This window comes from Pseudoalteromonas sp. BSi20311 (genome assembly GCF_000239875.1).
Lineage (GTDB): Bacteria > Pseudomonadota > Gammaproteobacteria > Enterobacterales > Alteromonadaceae > Pseudoalteromonas.
In genome coordinates this window covers 1-17,123 of record NZ_BADU01000121.1, presented here as the reverse complement: position 1 = coordinate 17,123, position 17,123 = coordinate 1, and the positions used below count along the sequence as shown (strand labels likewise).

The window sequence follows — 17,123 nt, the reverse complement described above, 5'->3', positions numbered from 1 at the left end:
TTGTGGTGTTTTTTTAATCTATATCAATTGAATACGCTTCGAGTAGCGTGTTAAGTTTACTTTGCTCTGATGCGTCAAATTCAATACCTACACTTAGGCGGTTACCTTTCATTTGGTTATTTCTGATATAAGACGTAATTATCACCGACTTATTATCTACAGGCGACAGGATATGCACAAATACTTGACGTTTTTTAAGTGCAACAAATCCAGAACTCACATGTATTGCAAAGCGGCACCCGCTGGGTGAAATATCAATGATTAACCCGTGCAATAAGCTTTTACTATCGGCATCGGTATCAGCTTTGCTTAAACTAATTTTAGCTGGGATATGAGTCGGTAGTCTACTTGTTTCCCGCAACTGGCGGCTTTCAATTTTTTTAGGGTAGGCTAAATAAATTAATCGTTCAGGGCGAAATGAAATCGCTAATATGCTGGTTGAAAAAGCCACACATTCACCGCGTTCATCTTCGATGATATAACGGACAATAGCCCCTTTTCCTTCAACTAAGATATCGCTGTAATCGTTTTTACCTGCTTGAGCAGGGTATTTTAATATTAGATATTTACCGGTGTCGTAACCGATTAAAGTGAGCTTAAAGCGAACCTGAATAGGGTTGTTAAATTGTATATCAATTAATTTCCCAGGAAGTAAATCGAGGAAAAACTTCTTTTGCTCTTCCGTTGCTTTCTCTTCAACAGTGGTATTATTGTTATTCGTTTCCACAAACTCTTTCTCAATATTAACAGACGCTTAATTATCTTTTAATATAGTGTAAAAATCACTAGTATTAAAGAGGGCATTTAGAAAAAGGTATTAATACTTTATGCTAGGTACAAAGAGCGGAGTAGATATTTTACTCCGCTGAGAAATGAAAGATATTACTCTTTTGGCAACAAAACGGTATCAATTACATGAATAACACCATTAGTGGCCTTTACATCGGCCTTAACTACTGTTGCGTCATTAATCATAACAGCGCCATTATTAGTTGCTACATTTACAGATTGGCCTTGCACAGTGGCGGCACTAGTTAGTGTTACCACATCTGCAGCCATCACTTTACCCGATACAACATGGTAAGTAAGAATAGCTACTAACTTGTCTTTATTTTCTGCCTTTAATAGATTTTCAACGGTTCCTGCGGGTAGTTTTGCAAAAGCCTCATCGGTAGGTGCAAAAACAGTAAAAGGCCCTTCACCTTTTAAAGTATCAACTAGGCCAGCGGCTTTTACAGCGGCAACCAAGGTTGAAAACGAACCATTGGCAGCAGCCACATCAACAATATCTTTTTTCATACCATGGTGATCGGCATGCGCTGCTGTAGAAAGGGTTAAACTTGCAAATACAAAAGTCAGAACAGAAGCTATTTTTTTAAACATGTTACTTTCCTTTAAATTGATTAGGTATCGGTTAAATATTACGCAGTGTTGCTAAGAGGCGATCATTTATTAAATGCAGCTAAATTTAGCATGGATATTAAATGCGTCTTACATAATGAAAATAGTGAAGTAAATTAGTGATTACATGAAAGCTTTTATCACTCAATACGGTCTGTGTATTTTATATTTTTTAATTAAAACGTGGAAAAACAATATGAAAAAACGGGCTATTTTTACTGCGCTATTTACTTCTCTTTCATCAATCGTTTCTTTTGCTGGTCAAACTGATACTCAAGTAACTATTAATCAACAACAGCAGCACACTATTCCTATGGTGGCACAATTAACGGGTGATATGGCACAACGCATTGTAAATGCGGCGGCTATTGCCGCTAAAAAAGATAACTTAGCGGTTTCTATTACTGTTGTGGATGCATCAGGACAAACACTTGCAGTGCTTCGTGACCACTTTGCAGGTGTTCATACTATTAGAGCCAGTTATAAAAAAGCCTATACCGCCAATTCGCAAAAGCGAGAAACCGCAGTTATAGCAAAAGGCATAAAAGAGGGCACTATTCCGGCAGATCTTCGTTATTTGGATGAAAACATTTTAATACTGGATGGCGGAGTCCCTATTTATATTAACGATACTGTGGTGGGGGCTGTGGGTGTTGGCGGTGCTCATGGCAGTGAGGATGTACGTGTTGCAAAAGCAGGGATCAAAGCGTTATGGTTAGCGCAGTATAAAAATTGAGCGCATAACTAAAATACAGCCAAAAGTGATAGTCAAAGGATTTTAAAGATTATGAACGAAACTGATTTAATACACTTAAAACGTAGCATAGCGCTAGCTAAAGAGGCGTTAGAAGCAGGCGATGAACCGTTTGGCTCTGTGCTTGTAGATGCTAAAGGAAATGTATGTATGGAAGATCGCAACCGTGTTGCGGGTGGCGATCATACACGTCATCCTGAGTTTGAAATTGCTCGATGGGCTGCAAATAATATGACACCTGAGCAACGCGCTGGGGCTACCGTGTATACCTCAGGGGAACATTGCCCTATGTGCGCAGCAGCACATGCATGGGTAGGTTTAGGCCGAATTATGTATGTGAGTTCATCTGCGCAATTAACTAGCTGGCTTAACGATCTCAAAATGACTAAGTCACCGGTTAATCCGTTACCCATTGAAGCGGTTGCTCCTAATGTTGCTGTTTATGGGCCCGTACCAGCACTTGTTGAGCAAGTTCAAGACCTGCATCGTCAATTTCACCAAGCAGATTAACAGCGCAGCAGCACACCGTGTTTAGACTAAAGCGACTACCTGTTATAGTTAACGGTAGTCACTTTTATTAAACGCAGCACAAGGGATTATTATGATCGTTAACCTGTTCGATAAATTAATATTTGCTTGCGCTTTTATTGTTTCATTGCAACTACCGCAGCTGAGTGATCATTACCAACAACATTTAGCGGGCTTGTATCATGCTACCAAGTGGCAAGTTGATGGCTATGCAGATACAGCAGAGCAATATAATTTTTCTAGTACACAAGCAATGATAAAGCGTCATTTAGCAAACACTGAACCGAGTGTCAGAGCCGATGCAAAGCAAAAACAACAAACATTACTGCAATTTGCTGATTTAAAAAAAGGGATGGCTATTTTTGAACAAGGTAATTTAGTGCAAAAAATGCTGTATATGTTCTCCCCAGAGCGCTTTGACAGATTACAAAATACACTTAATAACTTTAAGTTAGGTATTCCTTTAACCGCGAGTGCAGTGTTGTTTGCATTGGTATTAGCTATTTTATTAAATCAATTACTTATGCTGCCACATACTCTATACGTTAGGCGTAAAAAACGTATTGCATCCGATGCGGTAAAATTCAATAGTTGATCGTCAACGGATTATCATTGGTGATTTTCAATGGCTTTCTTAACAACAAATGCGCCACGAATGTCACCCAATTTAAAATCAGTTGCCTGATCATTAGGGTATAAAGTCGCTATTTTTTTAGAAACTGCGGGGGCAATGTCACTGCCATGACATGCCAAACACGCTTTTTGAGTAGGGATCGCTTTTACAAAATACCAGCCATCCGGTCTTTGCTCTTGATATTCTATGCTTGCTACCGGCTCGCCATTGAGCTTACGTTGTTCAAAGTTTAATAAAACATTTTTGAGCCATGCATCGGGTTGATTATCTGAGTTACGAGTTTTTAAAGCACTGCGGCTAATTTGCCAAGGACTGTTGCTGTGTTGTGAAGCAATAGCGGGTGCTGCTGTATTGCATACACTTATTGCCGCGAGTGGGCCGCTTTGCTTCATAGTACTAACGAGTACCTGTTTTAAATCAGTTGAAAATGCCTTGATGGTTTGTCGTGCCTCGCCGGTATTGCTAGCAAAAGCAGCGGATGAAATAAATAAACTGGAAAAAAGTAAAATAATGCGCATAATACACTCCTCAATATTAGTAATCTCTAATATACAGAGGGACAGGTGTTTTTCAACTAAATCGTAAAGTGTTTCAGCACTTTTTTATTTGATGTAGCGCGCCTAAAATCGATAAACAGTTCCAAGTGAGAATAATATGCATACTAAACAAGATGACAATAAAGTGATAGATCAACAAAACACCTATGATGCTGGTGGACTCAGTGTGGATGATCCTTTGGCGGCAATTAAAGCTATTCGACTTGAGCAGTTAGCACAATGTCGGCTAAAAACACAAAAAGAAATGCAAACTGCGCATAATAAAAATAAACCCTAAGCGATAATAATTTGCTAAATTAAGTTTATTAATTTTAAACCTTGGCTAGTGCAATCAATTCGTTATCTATAAAACACCCTCATCAGATCATTTCTTTTATTGCTTGGCTATGTGCTTTAGTTGTGCTGTTGGTAGGGCTAATTACACCTGACAAAAAAGAAATTTTATTGCTATTAACAGTGAGCTCGCTGTGCTTACTGATGTTTAATAGTGTGGCAATGACTACTTGGGTATTTCACCAGTTTAAAGATAAGCAGTTACGCTTCATAGCACTTCTATGTAGCGCAGCTTTGATGTTGTGTACAGTTGGGGATGTGATTAACTTTAATCTATCCCAACATTATCACCGCTATGCAACGTTAATAAAGCATGACTATTTAGTTGATTCAATTTTATTGTTTGCACCTGGCTACAGCCTTTTATTTTTAGCCTGTGTGTTAGCCTATAAAAGGCAACAAGCTATATCGCGACTAAAAAGCGCCTTTTTTATAGTTGTAGTACTGGTTGTAAGTGCTACGTCACTCGCCTCTATGTATCTTGATGGAGCTGGTATACCAATTTTAGCCATGACAGGCTTTTATAGTGTTGTGGTAACTGCGGTGGGACTTATGGGTCTGATGTTGGTTGTTGTTTATGGTGGTTTTTATGCACCTAAACCAATAATGTGGGTGAGCTTAGGGCTTTTACTTGCTGCATTGGCTGATGCCATTATTGGTGCTTTTTGGATTTATGGTAACCAAGGGCAAGGTTTTTATCCTCAGGTGCGCTATATAAACTGGTTTATATATATTAGCTCCCAATGCTTAGTGATTCATTTGGCAAAAGTAGTCGCCTTAGCTAAATAACGTCAACAATAAAAAAAGCCGCTAAATATTTAGCGGCTTTTTAAACAAGCACAGTGCTTACATTACTCGCATACCAGGCTCTGAACCATCGTCTGGGTTAAGAATGTATATTTCTTTACCGCCAGGGCCTGCAGCAAGTACCATACCTTCAGACATTCCAAAGCGCATTTTACGCGGTTTAAGGTTAGCGACCATCACAGTTAGCTTTCCTTCGATGTCTTCTGGTGCGTAGGCTGATTTAATACCTGCAAATACTTGGCGTGTTTCGCCGCCTAAATCAAGAGTTAACTTAAGCAATTTGTCAGCGCCTTCTACGTGCTCTGCTTTAGCTATTTTAGCAACGCGTAAATCTACTTTTGCAAAGTCATCAAATTCAATCTCAGCTGCAATAGGCTCTTTTGCCAGTGGGCTATTAGGATCGATTTTGTCTTTTTCAGCGATTAAGCTTTCTTTTGATTCTTCAACCATTTTATTCACTTTGTCCATTTCAACACGTTGCATTAACGGCTTAAATTTATTGATAGGGTGGCTTATTAGTGCAGTTTGCACACCTTGCCATGTAAGCTCATCATTTAAGAAGGCTTCAACATTTGTGGCCATACCAGGCAGTACAGGCTTTAAGTAAGTGATCAGTACGCGGAATAAGTTAAGTCCTAATGAACATACCTGATGCGCTTCTTCTTGCTTAGACTCGTCTTTAATAAGCACCCAAGGCGCAGCATTATCAATAAATTGATTTGCTTTATCAGCAAGGGCCATAATCTCACGGATTGCGCGACTGTATTCACGATTTTCGTAATGTTCAGTGATAGTGGCTGAGGCGTTTTGGAATTCCGCTAGTAGCTGTGGTTCCATAATCGTGTCGCTTAACTTACCGTCAAACTTTTTAGTAATAAAGCCAGCACAACGGCTCGCAATATTAACTACTTTACCCACTAAGTCTGAATTTACACGCTGTGCAAAATCTTCTAGGTTTAAGTCTAAATCGGTGATGCCACTGTTTAGTTTAGCTGCGTAGTAATAACGTAAAAATTCTGGGTCTAGGTTATCTAAATAAGTACGCGCTTTAATAAACGTGCCTTTTGATTTAGACATTTTTGCGCCATTAACCGTAACAAATCCATGGGCAAATACGTTAGTAGGCTTTCTAAATTGAGCGCCTTCTAACATCGCAGGCCAAAACAGGCTGTGAAAATAGATGATGTCTTTACCAATGAAATGATAAAGCTCAGCGTCAGACCCTTCTTGCCAAAACGCATCAAAGTCGATGTCTTGTTTGTCACATAAGTTTTTAAAGCTCGCCATATAACCAATAGGCGCATCTAGCCATACGTAAAAATATTTACCTGGAGCATTTGGGATTTCAAAACCAAAATAAGGTGCATCACGGCTAATATCCCATTGCTGAAGACCATCGGCAAACCACTCATCTAGCTTATTCGCCATTTCTTGCTGGATTGTGCCTGAGTGTAGCCATTCTTTAAGCATGCTTTCAAAGGCGGGTAAGTCAAAAAAGTAATGCTCAGAATTTTTTAAAATAGGCTCAGCACCCGACATAACCGAGCGTGGGTTGATCAGCTCTGTTGGGCTATAGGTTGCGCCACAGGCATCACAGCTATCACCGTTTTGATCTTCTGATTTACAGGTAGGGCAGGTGCCAGTAACAAAGCGGTCTGGCAGAAAAATGCCTTTTTCTGGATCGAATAACTGGGAAATAGTGTGCTTTTTAATATGACCGGCATCATTAAGGCGGTTATAAATAAGCTCACTAAATTCTTTATTTTCTTGGCTGTGAGTGCTGTGGTAGTTATCAAATTTGATATTAAAATCAGCAAAATCGCGTTGGCGTTCTATGCTAACATTTTTAACCATTTCCTCTGGCGTGATCCCTTGCTTTTGCGCATTAAGCATAATAGGTGTGCCATGAGCATCATCGGCGCACACATAGTATGCTTCGTGGCCTTGTAGTTTTTGAAAACGCGACCAAATATCAGTTTGAATATACTCTAATAAATGCCCTAAATGGGTAGGGCCATTGGCATAAGGTAATGCGCTAGTAATCAGGATCTTTCGCTGTGCCATAATCATTCCGAATTAAGCGTTCCTAGTCAGGAACAGATGAAAATTATTACATTATCGATAAGCGCGGTAGTAACAGAGTACACTGCTTATGGATATTTACTAATTGACTGGTGTTAATGCCCTGAATGTTACATAATTCCGTGGCACTTTTCATCAAAGAAACGCTATTTTATTGCTATGTTTGGACTGTCGAAACTATTCTCTGCTAAATCGGTGCAAAAACAACCGATTATTTCTGCTTTAGCGGCCTATCGAAGTGCCGCTTTCGCTGTGGGTATTGTGCAAGATTTTATCGCTGATATTACTCAAAACACCGATAAATCAATTATTGTTAAACTCACTCTTCCGTTTGCAGCACAATCTGAAATGCCACATGTTGCTAAATTTTTAACCGAGCGACTTAAAACCGAAGTAAATGTAAGCGCGGTGGTGACACTTAAAGAGGCTGCAAAATTTAAAGCCATAAAGCACATTATTTTAGTGGCCTCAGGTAAAGGCGGAGTGGGTAAGTCAACCACGGCTGTTAACATTGCAGGTTCGCTTAAAAATGAGGGCGCTAAAGTCGGCATTTTAGATGCTGACATTTATGGTCCTTCTATACCTATGTTGTTAGGTTTGGTAGGCAGTGAGCCTGTCACTAAAGACAACAAGCAATTACAACCATTTAATGCTAACGGCATTAAAGCGCAATCTATTGGCTTTTTAGTGCCTAGCGACGATGCTACCGTATGGCGCGGTCCTATGGCCTCAGGCGCGCTTAGTCAGCTATTAAATGAAACCGATTGGGGTGAGCTTGATTACTTAATCGTCGATATGCCCCCAGGCACTGGCGATATTCAATTAACCATGAGCCAAAAAGTCCCTGCCAGTGGCACTGTAATTGTTACTACGCCACAAGATTTAGCGCTGGCAGATGCGCAAAAAGGCATTGCTATGTTTAATAAAGTAAACGTGCCAGTGCTTGGTTTGATTGAAAATATGAGCCATTACATTTGCGGACATTGCGGCGAAGCTAATCATGTATTCGGTAAAGATGGCGCACAAAAATTAGCCATGAAGCATGGTGTTCCTGTGCTTTCGCATATTCCGCTTGCGATTAATATCAGAGAATCCTCTGAACAAGGTAAATTGATTGCCAATGATGCAAGTGCTGCTATAAGTGAAACCTACAGTGCAGCCGCACGGCTCATCGCCAGTACGCTTTATTATCAACAACATCACAACACAATTGAAGTTGTGATTACGGAAGATTAAAAATGAGACTTTCAGATACACATATAAAAGAATATTTAAACGATGGGCGTATTGTTATTGAGCCAGCGCCAACCAGTGAAATGATTTCAGGGGTGACTGCGGATCTTCGTTTGGGTAATAAGTTTAGAACTTTTCATGCTCATAATGCTGCTTACGTTGACTTAAGTGGACCAAAAGTTCAGCTTAATAAAGCGTTAGAGTCAATCATGAGCGACGAAATTGTATTAGACGATGGCGAAGCATTCTTTTTACACCCCGGCGAGCTTGCATTAGCAATAACCTATGAAAAAGTAACGTTACCTGCTGATATTGTTGGCTGGTTAGATGGACGTTCATCGCTGGCACGTTTAGGTTTAATGGTGCATGTCACCGCTCACCGAATCGATCCAGGTTGGAGTGGTAATATTGTCCTAGAGTTTTATAACTCGGGTAAATTGCCACTGGCGCTAAGACCCATGATGAAGATTGGTGCAATGAGCTTTGAAACGCTCACCGGCCCATGTGAAAACCCATATAACACTCGTGTTGATGCAAAATATAAAGATCAAAATAGCGCGGTGGCAAGTCGTATCAGTGATGATAAATAGTAATTCTGATTTTTAGAAACGATTACTATGCTTGTTGATGAAGCGCGTAACCTAATAATTGAAAATATTGGTTAAGTGCTTCATTGGCTTTTAACGTTTGGCTAAGCTCAGGGTAAATTAAATTATTACTGTTTAATCCACTGACCAAAAAGCTATTTTTTATTGTTTGATGCTGATTTATACAGGCTTCAAAACAGCGAGCTGCAAGCTCCTCTGGCATACTCATGTATTGCTGCTTGTGTGCCTTATCAAACGCGATACAGCGTTGGACAAATTCATTCGCATCTTCACCGTTTTGCGCTAAAAATACCTGCTTATAAAATTGATTAAGTGCATCATTAAGTGGATGGCTCAAATCAGGAGAGTTTGACAGCCATAACTTAGAGGCGAAACCAAAGCGGGTTTTTGATTTAAATAAATGCTCACTAATATGATGATCGAATGCATGAAACCACTCATGGGCTAAAGCACCGCCGCCTGCGTTTTTTGCCAGTGCGAGAGTTTGGTCATAAGCATTATAGTGTGCTTGCACACCTTTTTGTCCGCCATGGCCAAAGGCAAAGTTAAGTTTACCGCGAAGGCCAATTGCCGTTGGTGGTAAATGTAAAATTTGCGCTAAATCAGCTAGCGCATCATAAATTAAATTGGCACTAATAAAGCGCTCTTCTTTAGTCACCCACTTACCAACGACCATTGAACGAAAACCAAAAGTCGTTCTAATATCGCTAAAATCAACTTGGTCGTCAAAACGATAGTCAGGGCCTTGGCGTGAAAATCCGCGCTTTAATCGAGAAGGGGTATTACGCATTGGTAATTTCATTTTTAATTACAAGTAACGTGCTTTTACGTGAGCGGGCATGTGTTGGGTTTGTTTTTTTATTAATTCGTCTAATAAACCATACAAGGGTGCAGGGTTTAGTGCTTCTATGAGCCATAAACTATGTGCTACTGCTTCTAGCGTCGATAAACTATCTGCTCTAGGGGCTTTACGAATAGCATAACGGTTGGTGGGAATATGGCTAAAGCTTACCGTTTTAAACTGTTGTAATAACGGGGTTAATTGCAAAATTTTAAAGGCTTTATTCCATGTGCCATCAATCACAATTAAATGCGTAATAGCTTGCAGGTTTTCATTATTATTTGGTAGATCTAATTTTACGGCGTGCTCGCTTGGGTAGAGTAATACGGTCGATTCAATAGGCAGGTTTTGTAAACAGGCGAAGTCCTGATTATTTTCGCCTTTAATAATTTTACAGTGGGTTAAACCCAAAGCTAATAATTGCGCCGTATTTTTGCTAACTTTTGCTTCACTGGGGTGCTGCAAAATAATAACCTGAGTTTGGTTATTAACACGGGTAATTGCGTTGCAAATACAGGTGCTTAGCGAAAAATTACACTGTTTACAAAGAGGGCGAGCCATTGAATACACTATTTCGTTAGTACATTTGGCGTAATTATACATTTTTGCGGTAATAAAGTTGGTTTTTTTTGTGCTTAGATATAGAGTAAGAGATAAGAAAAAAATCGATGGACCGTATTGAAGGGCATGAATATGACAGAGATCAATATTGACGAATCCGCTTTAGAAAGTATGGAATCGCTATTAGGTGAACAATTTCCAGATACACTGGAATTTTGTTGTGCGGAATTTGAGCGATTGGGTAACGAAGCAATTGCTGCGCTTGGGCAAGATAAAGAGGCCGCTATTCGCCACTCTCATAGCCTTAAATCAAACGCCGCTCAATTTGGTGCGGCAAGTTTAGCCGAAGTTGCCCGTTTAATTGAATATAATTTAAATAATGGGAATGACGAGCAGGCTGTTGATGCAGCCGATGGATTAATGGCGCAAGTTACTGGCTCACAAGCAAAACTAAATGCATGGTTAGCTGGACGCTAAACGTGTTTCAACAGTAATAAAAAAGAGTGTTAACGTGAATTTTTTTCAGTTTTAAGCGCTTAATTTTTCTAGTAATTCACGGCTTTACTGAGTTAGTCTAATGATTAACTTGCTCTTTAGAGGTAACAATGTCAGAAATAAAAAAGAGTCATAAATTAGACGGCGTCTGTTATGACATCCGAGGTCCCGTTTTAGTGCAAGCTAAAAAAATGGAGGATGAGGGCCAAAAGGTATTAAAGCTTAATATAGGTAACCCCGCCGCATTTGGTTTTGATATGCCAGAAGATATGCATCGCGATATCATCCGTAATTTATATTCAGCTCAAGGGTACTGTGACTCTAAAGGTCTTTATTCTGCGCGTGTTGCTATTTATCAGCACTACCAACAGCGTGGCTTACACAATTTAGACGTTGATAATATTTACATTGGTAACGGTGTGAGTGAACTTATCCAAATGGTCACTCAAGCACTGTTGAATAATGATGATGAAGTGTTAATTCCTGCCCCAGATTATCCGCTTTGGACTGCCTCGGTAAAATTAGCAGGTGGCAATCCGGTTCACTATTTGTGTGATGAAGAGCAAGACTGGTTTCCTGATATTGACGATATCAAAAGTAAAATTACTTCTAAAACCAAAGCATTGGTGCTGATAAACCCCAACAACCCAACTGGGGCCGTTTACAGTAACGCTTTGCTTGAAGAATTGATCAATATTGCTCGAGAGCACAAGCTTTTGCTGTTAAGCGATGAAATATACGAGAAAATTCTATACGACGGCGTTACCCATACTTCTATTGGTTCATTATGCGATGATCTCCCTATCATTACCTTTAATGGCTTAGCTAAAACATACCGCGCTGCTGGGCTGAGAATGGGCTGGATGGTGCTAAGTGGTCGTACGGCATTAATGACAGATTTAATTAAAGGCTTAGATATTCTTGCTTCAATGCGCCTCTGTGCCAATGTGCCCGCACAATATGCAATTCAGCAAGCATTGGGAGGGGTTCAATCAATTGATAGCTTAATAGACCCCGGTGGGCGTTTATATGTGCAGCGAGATATTGCTTGGCGCGGCTTAAATGCGATTGATGGAATTAGTTGTAAAAAGCCAAAAGGGGCGCTTTATGCTTTCCCTAAAGTGGATACCGCTAAATTCAATATTAAAAGCGATGAACAAATGATGTTTGATTTGTTAAAAGCAGAAAAAATATTATTAGTGCATGGGCGCGCCTTTAACTGGCCAGAGCCTGATCACTTTAGATTGGTATTTTTACCCAATAAAGATGATTTATCGAGTGCAATGATGAAAATGCAGCGTTTTTTCAAAGATTACCGACAAGAATAGAAAATAAAAAGCGAGCCAAATGGCTCGCTTTATTGTTAATGCACTAAAGTAAATGGTCGTGTTTCAAAGCATGCAATAGGGCACTGCATACGTTGCCTTGGGATACCTGCTTCCATAAAGACGTGGCCTTGCTGAATAAACCCATTATTTTTGAATCGTTCTACTTCGTTTAAAATACAATTAATACTGATTGCTTCAATACCTTGCTCCGCTGCTAATTTAACAATGAAATTAAGCAGTGAATTATAAACATTGCGGTTGCGATGCTGCGGCAATACGGCGATTCTACCAATTAAACCATCATTACATAATCGACCTGTGGCAACAGGTGAGTGCATATTATCGGTGACCAGAATGTGTTGAGCGAGTGCATCTAAGTTGTCAAATTCAATACTTTTAGGAATATGTAACTCATATACAAACACTCGCTCCCTTATATGTTGCAGTTGACTTTTTTCACTTTGCCAATCAACTTTGTCAACGGTATAAACCATGACCTCCCCCTAGCTAAACCAGATACCCTCATTAACCAGTGTAGTAAAAGTTTCGATAAAATCTAGGCTAGGTGTGGTTGCATTAAGCACGCTACTATCAAATTCAATAAAATCAGTAAGCTGTTTTACCGCTTCTAAATCAGATAAGGGTAAAGCGAAGTTTTCGCCATTGATACTCAGAAGTAGCTCTGCATCCATACATTGATAAATAGCACGTGTGCCCCCTAAACGCTCAAATTTTACTTGGTTTTCAAGCAGTTGTTGTATTTGTTCGACACTAAATGGGTCTTCTTCAGGGGCTAAGTCCATATCATGCTTAGGTTGGCTAAGGGTATTACCTAACCAGTGTTTAAATAAACTCTCGTCTTCTAGCAATGCTTGCATTAACGTTTTTACTTTATCGACTTCGCTTTGGGTTAGCTCACCTTTAGAATCACGCAGGGCGAGGGTATGGTCGGTATACCTTTCTTGGCCGCTTTCTGTGTCGATAATATGATCAGCAAAACTTGAAAGTAAATCTTGTTGATTAGGTGCTCTAAAACCGACTGAATAGTTAAGTGCATTCTCAACCGCATAGCCTTCATGAGGACAACCTGGTGGTATATACAAAATATCACCGGGCTCCAAAATACAATCAATTACTGCACTGAAAGCTTCAACTTGCAGTAATGTTTTATTTTGAGCAAACTGTTTTAGTGTTGGGTCGGGTAATCCTACCCGCCAATGGCGCTTACCTTCACCTTGAATAATAAATACATCGTATTGGTCTAGGTGTGGGCCAACACCGCCACCTGGGGTTGAGTAGCTGATCATCAAATCATCTATTCGCCAATTAGGTATAAAGCGAAAAGGTTCAAGTAACTGAGCAGCCTCTGGATGCCAATGATCCACTGCTTGCACGAGTAGTGTCGAGTGCTGATCAGTGAGTATTTCAAAATCGTCAAATGGTCCCTGATGCGATTGCCATTGTTGATTGTGGTTAGTAATAATGCGCGATTCTATGCTGTCTTCCATAGCAAGGCCTGCGAGTTCATTCGCATCAAGTGGGTCTTGAAAATCTTTAAAACCAGCTTTGATCAACAGTGGTTTTTTTTGCCAATATTGACTTAAAAACGCTTGCTCTGATAATTCATTTATTTTTAATTGATACATAGAATGCCTATAACGTTAAGACCTAAATGAAAAAAGCGAAAGGCAGGTACCTTTCGCTTTTTATTAGTAGATTTGAGTGATTAAACTAAATCATCAATAAACTTAACAGCGCGACCAATGTAGTTAGCCGGCGTTAGTTTTTTCATTTCAATTTTTGCAGCTTCTGGTAGGTCTAAACCATCGATGAAATCAGCCATAATTTCTTGATTTACACGTTTACCACGGGTTAAATCTTTTAGCTTTTCATATGGTTTTTCAATACCGTATTTACGCATAACGGTTTGAATTGGCTCAGCGAGCAGCTCCCAGTTTTGGTCAAGCTCATCTGCTAAACGTTGCTCGTTTACTTCAAGTTTGCTTACACCTTTAAGGGTTGATTGGTATGCAATTACCGCATAACCCATACCTACACCTAAGTTACGTAATACGGTTGAGTCAGTTAAATCACGTTGCCAGCGAGACACAGGTAGTTTTTGTGCTAAATGACCAAAGATAGCATTGGCTAAGCCTAAATTACCTTCTGAGTTTTCAAAATCAATCGGGTTCACTTTGTGTGGCATAGTTGATGAGCCAATTTCACCGGCAATGGTTTTTTGCTTAAAGTGATTAAGCGCAATGTAGCCCCACATGTCGCGGTCAAAATCTAGCAATATAGTATTAAAACGCGCAATTGCATCAAATAGCTCTGCAATATAGTCATGCGGTTCAATTTGTGTAGTAAACGGGTTAAGTGTTAAACCTAGGCTAGTTACAAATTTATCTGCGTGAGTATGCCAGTCGTAATCAGGGTAAGCACTTAGGTGAGCATTGTAGTTACCTACAGCACCATTTACTTTGCCTAACATTTCTACTTGGGCAATTTGGTCACGTTGACGCTTTAAACGCATGTATACGTTTGCAAACTCTTTACCCATTGTTGATGGGGTAGCAGGTTGCCCATGCGTACGTGTCATCATTGGAATGGCTTTGTATTCAATAGCTTTTTCTTTAATTGCGCTTAATAGCTCATCGCAATAAGGTAAAATAACATTGTTACGGGCTTCACTTAACATTAAACCGTGAGATAAATTGTTGATATCTTCAGAGGTACATGCAAAGTGAATAAATTCATTAATGGCATGTAATTCAGCGTTATCAGCTACTTTTTCTTTTAGTAGATATTCAACAGCTTTTACATCATGGTTAGTAGTGCGTTCAATGTCTTTAACACGCTGCGCATCGGCTTCACAGAAGTTATCGACGATAGCATTTAATAGTCCGTTTGCTTGCTCGCTAAAAGCGGGGACTTCTTTAATCTCGCTTGCTGCAGCTAACGCTTGCAACCAACGCACTTCAACGGTTACGCGGTATTTGATTAATCCAAATTCGCTAAAAATACTGCGTAGTTCAGTGGTTTTGCTGCCGTAGCGACCATCAACCGGAGAGATAGCCGTTAACGCTGAAAGCTCCATAATAACTCCTAAATTTTAGTTTGAACGATAATTAAATTTTTGTTTTAGCTATGGCGAGAATTTTTCTTTTCGCAAAAAAGAAATGACGACGTTTGCCGCCCATTTGTCGCCATAATACTGCACTGCGAATTCCGGCTAAAAGTAATGCGCGGATTTTATTTTGCGTGAGCTGCTGTTTTAATAACTCGGGTTTACCATAAACCTGAATTCGGTGCCCAAGGGGGCTTAGCACCGACGAGTATATATCTGCTAAACCGGCAACAACACTGTCATCGGTAATAGCAAAATGATCCAAACGACGATGAATATCATCAATACGTTTACCTAATTCATTGAGGCTTTTACTGTTAGCACTAAGCGCACGCTCTAACTGCATTAAACCACCTACATATTTGACTATTTCTACATCTTTTTGAGCACCGGCACTCAGTTGTGCCATCAATGTTTTATAGCCATCACGTAAGTTATGTTCACCTTGATAAACATCTTCTGGGGAAGCTGGCGAGGTTTGCACAATACTTGATAATAAAATCGATAAATCTTGTTCATCAGCGCGACCATATTGGGCAACCTTCTGAACTTGCTTAGCCACTTGACACATGGCTGCAAGCGCCATGACTTGATGTTGATTCATTACTTAATCACCGAATCAATAATGCCACCACCTAAACACACTTCATTAGCGTAAAATACGGCAGATTGTCCTGGGGTTACCGCTTTTTGTGGCTCATCAAATAATACGCGTGCCATACCATCTTCACCGACTAATAAGGTACAGCTTAGGTCTTCTTGACGGTAGCGTGTTTTTACGGTGCAACGAGTAGTACCTTGAGGACCAACACGATCTACCCAGTGTAATTGGTTGGCATTTAGGCCATTACTGTAAAGGCGAGGGTGATTTTTACCTTGGCCCACAATCAATACATTGCGTTCAACATCTTTGTCTACAACATACCAAGGTTCGCCTGAGCCTTCTTTCATACCACCAATTAACAAGCCTTTGCGCTGACCTAAGGTGTGGTACATCAACCCTTCATGCTCACCAACGTTGTTACCATCTGTGTCTTCAATAACACCAGGTTGAGCAGGTAAGAATTTTTGTAAGAAATCTTTAAATTTACGCTCACCGATAAAACAAATACCAGTACTGTCTTTTTTATCGTGGGTAATTAAATCTTGCTCTTCAGCAATACGGCGTACTTCTGGCTTGGCAATATCTCCGACAGGGAACAGCGTTTGCGCGATATGTTCATGGCTCAATGTGTACAAAAAGTAGCTTTGATCTTTATTATCATCTAGGCCACGGCACATAACATATTTATCATCTCTGAGCTCACGACGTACGTAGTGGCCCGTTGCTATAAAGTCAGCACCAAGTGCTTGAGCCGCAAATTCTAAAAAGGCTTTAAATTTAATTTCTTTGTTACACATGATGTCTGGGTTAGGTGTGCGACCAGCTTTGTACTCAGCTAAAAAGTATTCGAATACGTTGTCCCAGTATTCCGCTGCAAAGTTAACGGTATGAAGTTCAATACCTAATTTGTCACAGACAGCTTGGGCATCTTTTAAATCTTCAGCGGCAGCGCAATATTCATCATTGTCATCTTCTTCCCAGTTCTTCATAAACAAGCCTTCTACTTGATAGCCTTGTTGTTTTAATAAATATGCAGATACAGAAGAATCAACACCGCCGGACATACCAACGATGACTTTAATGTGACTATTTTCGCTCATGAATAATTTCGCTTATACAGATTACTGTTAACTTGGAAAGGCCGCGATTATAGCATGTATTTTGTAAGTGCTTAAAGAGAGGAAGGGCTATTGAATAGATTTGTTGTCTTTTTTTATTGTTTGGTTAGGG

At 39.9% G+C, this 17,123-nt stretch carries 20 protein-coding genes; 9 read left to right on the top strand and 11 right to left on the bottom strand.

Features of this window, described 5'->3' with window-relative positions; all coding sequences use genetic code 11:
- Positions 1 to 13 precede the first annotated feature (13 nt).
- Together P20311_RS13170 and P20311_RS13165 are read right to left on the bottom strand one after the other, a co-directional pair.
- Positions 14 to 727, bottom strand: coding sequence for a flagellar brake protein (locus P20311_RS13170; RefSeq protein ID WP_008113612.1), 714 nt, complete (start codon positions 725 to 727; stop codon positions 14 to 16).
- 155 nt (positions 728 to 882) lie between these two features.
- Positions 883 to 1,383, bottom strand: coding sequence for a fasciclin domain-containing protein (locus tag P20311_RS13165; RefSeq protein WP_008113610.1), 501 nt, complete (start codon positions 1,381 to 1,383; stop codon positions 883 to 885).
- Positions 1,384 to 1,528: 145 nt separating this feature from the next.
- Here P20311_RS13165 and P20311_RS13160 point away from each other — a divergent pair, with 145 nt between their 5' ends.
- The 3 genes from P20311_RS13160 (at position 1,529) to P20311_RS13150 (ending at position 3,278) form a co-directional block, all read left to right on the top strand.
- Positions 1,529 to 2,137 carry a heme-binding protein gene (locus P20311_RS13160; RefSeq protein WP_008113609.1) on the top strand — a complete coding sequence of 203 codons (609 nt, stop codon included), beginning with the start codon at positions 1,529 to 1,531 and terminating at the stop codon, positions 2,135 to 2,137.
- 51 nt (positions 2,138 to 2,188) lie between these two features.
- On the top strand, positions 2,189 to 2,665 hold the full coding sequence (locus P20311_RS13155) for a nucleoside deaminase (RefSeq protein WP_008113608.1): 477 nt from the start codon (positions 2,189 to 2,191) through the stop codon (positions 2,663 to 2,665).
- A gap of 91 nt (positions 2,666 to 2,756) precedes the next feature.
- Positions 2,757 to 3,278: a DUF2937 family protein gene (locus P20311_RS13150; RefSeq protein ID WP_008113607.1), complete on the top strand. Its 522-nt coding sequence runs from the start codon at positions 2,757 to 2,759 to the stop codon at positions 3,276 to 3,278.
- Between the two features lie 14 nt (positions 3,279 to 3,292).
- Here the strand turns inward: P20311_RS13150 and P20311_RS13145 are convergent, their stop codons facing one another.
- On the bottom strand, positions 3,293 to 3,835 hold the full coding sequence (locus tag P20311_RS13145) for a DUF3365 domain-containing protein (protein WP_008113606.1): 543 nt from the start codon (positions 3,833 to 3,835) through the stop codon (positions 3,293 to 3,295).
- Between the two features lie 136 nt (positions 3,836 to 3,971).
- Between P20311_RS13145 and P20311_RS13140 the strand changes: the two genes are divergently transcribed.
- Positions 3,972 to 4,151, top strand: a complete 180-nt coding sequence (locus P20311_RS13140; RefSeq protein ID WP_008113605.1) for a hypothetical protein — start codon at positions 3,972 to 3,974, stop codon at positions 4,149 to 4,151.
- A 218-nt stretch (positions 4,152 to 4,369) separates the two neighbouring features.
- Positions 4,370 to 4,996, top strand: a complete 627-nt coding sequence (locus P20311_RS13135; protein WP_238529448.1) for a hypothetical protein — start codon at positions 4,370 to 4,372, stop codon at positions 4,994 to 4,996.
- Positions 4,997 to 5,053: 57 nt separating this feature from the next.
- Here P20311_RS13135 and metG read toward each other — a convergent pair whose 3' ends face one another.
- Entirely contained in the window at positions 5,054 to 7,078 is a 2,025-nt protein-coding gene (gene metG, locus P20311_RS13130; RefSeq protein ID WP_036932650.1) for a methionine--tRNA ligase, read from the bottom strand.
- Between the two features lie 177 nt (positions 7,079 to 7,255).
- On the opposite strand from metG, the gene apbC reads away from it, so the two are divergent.
- Positions 7,256 to 8,332: an iron-sulfur cluster carrier protein ApbC gene (gene apbC / locus P20311_RS13125; protein ID WP_008113602.1), complete on the top strand. Its 1,077-nt coding sequence runs from the start codon at positions 7,256 to 7,258 to the stop codon at positions 8,330 to 8,332.
- Positions 8,333 to 8,334: 2 nt separating this feature from the next.
- A complete protein-coding gene (gene dcd / locus P20311_RS13120; protein ID WP_008113601.1) occupies positions 8,335 to 8,919 on the top strand; it encodes a dCTP deaminase in 585 nt (194 codons plus the stop codon).
- A gap of 25 nt (positions 8,920 to 8,944) precedes the next feature.
- On the opposite strand, the gene P20311_RS13115 is transcribed toward dcd, so the two are convergent.
- A complete protein-coding gene (locus P20311_RS13115; protein ID WP_008113600.1) occupies positions 8,945 to 9,727 on the bottom strand; it encodes a CLCA_X family protein in 783 nt (260 codons plus the stop codon).
- An 18-nt stretch (positions 9,728 to 9,745) separates the two neighbouring features.
- The gene (locus P20311_RS13110; protein ID WP_008113598.1) at positions 9,746 to 10,339 is read right to left on the bottom strand and encodes a tRNA-uridine aminocarboxypropyltransferase; all 594 of its coding nucleotides are present in this window, start codon (positions 10,337 to 10,339) and stop codon (positions 9,746 to 9,748) included.
- A gap of 132 nt (positions 10,340 to 10,471) precedes the next feature.
- On the opposite strand from P20311_RS13110, the gene P20311_RS13105 reads away from it, so the two are divergent.
- Together P20311_RS13105 and P20311_RS13100 are read left to right on the top strand one after the other, a co-directional pair.
- On the top strand, positions 10,472 to 10,816 hold the full coding sequence (locus P20311_RS13105) for an Hpt domain-containing protein (protein ID WP_008113596.1): 345 nt from the start codon (positions 10,472 to 10,474) through the stop codon (positions 10,814 to 10,816).
- Between the two features lie 128 nt (positions 10,817 to 10,944).
- On the top strand, positions 10,945 to 12,162 hold the full coding sequence (locus tag P20311_RS13100; protein WP_036932631.1) for a pyridoxal phosphate-dependent aminotransferase: 1,218 nt from the start codon (positions 10,945 to 10,947) through the stop codon (positions 12,160 to 12,162).
- A gap of 35 nt (positions 12,163 to 12,197) precedes the next feature.
- Here P20311_RS13100 and P20311_RS13095 read toward each other — a convergent pair whose 3' ends face one another.
- The 5 genes from P20311_RS13095 to mnmA all read right to left on the bottom strand — a co-directional run bounded on the left by P20311_RS13095 (position 12,198) and on the right by mnmA (position 16,993).
- Complete coding sequence (locus tag P20311_RS13095) at positions 12,198 to 12,656, bottom strand: GNAT family N-acetyltransferase (RefSeq protein ID WP_008113592.1); 459 nt, start codon at positions 12,654 to 12,656, stop codon at positions 12,198 to 12,200.
- A gap of 9 nt (positions 12,657 to 12,665) precedes the next feature.
- Positions 12,666 to 13,808 (bottom strand): cupin domain-containing protein, encoded by a 1,143-nt coding sequence (locus P20311_RS13090; protein ID WP_008113591.1) that lies wholly within the window; start codon positions 13,806 to 13,808, stop codon positions 12,666 to 12,668.
- Positions 13,809 to 13,888: 80 nt separating this feature from the next.
- Positions 13,889 to 15,259, bottom strand: coding sequence for an adenylosuccinate lyase (gene purB / locus P20311_RS13085; protein WP_008113589.1), 1,371 nt, complete (start codon positions 15,257 to 15,259; stop codon positions 13,889 to 13,891).
- A 31-nt stretch (positions 15,260 to 15,290) separates the two neighbouring features.
- Positions 15,291 to 15,893 carry a high frequency lysogenization protein HflD gene (gene hflD / locus P20311_RS13080; protein WP_008113587.1) on the bottom strand — a complete coding sequence of 201 codons (603 nt, stop codon included), beginning with the start codon at positions 15,891 to 15,893 and terminating at the stop codon, positions 15,291 to 15,293.
- A complete protein-coding gene (gene mnmA, locus P20311_RS13075; protein WP_008113585.1) occupies positions 15,893 to 16,993 on the bottom strand; it encodes a tRNA 2-thiouridine(34) synthase MnmA in 1,101 nt (366 codons plus the stop codon). The genes hflD and mnmA overlap by 1 nt, the downstream gene beginning before the upstream one ends.
- Positions 16,994 to 17,123 lie beyond the last annotated feature (130 nt).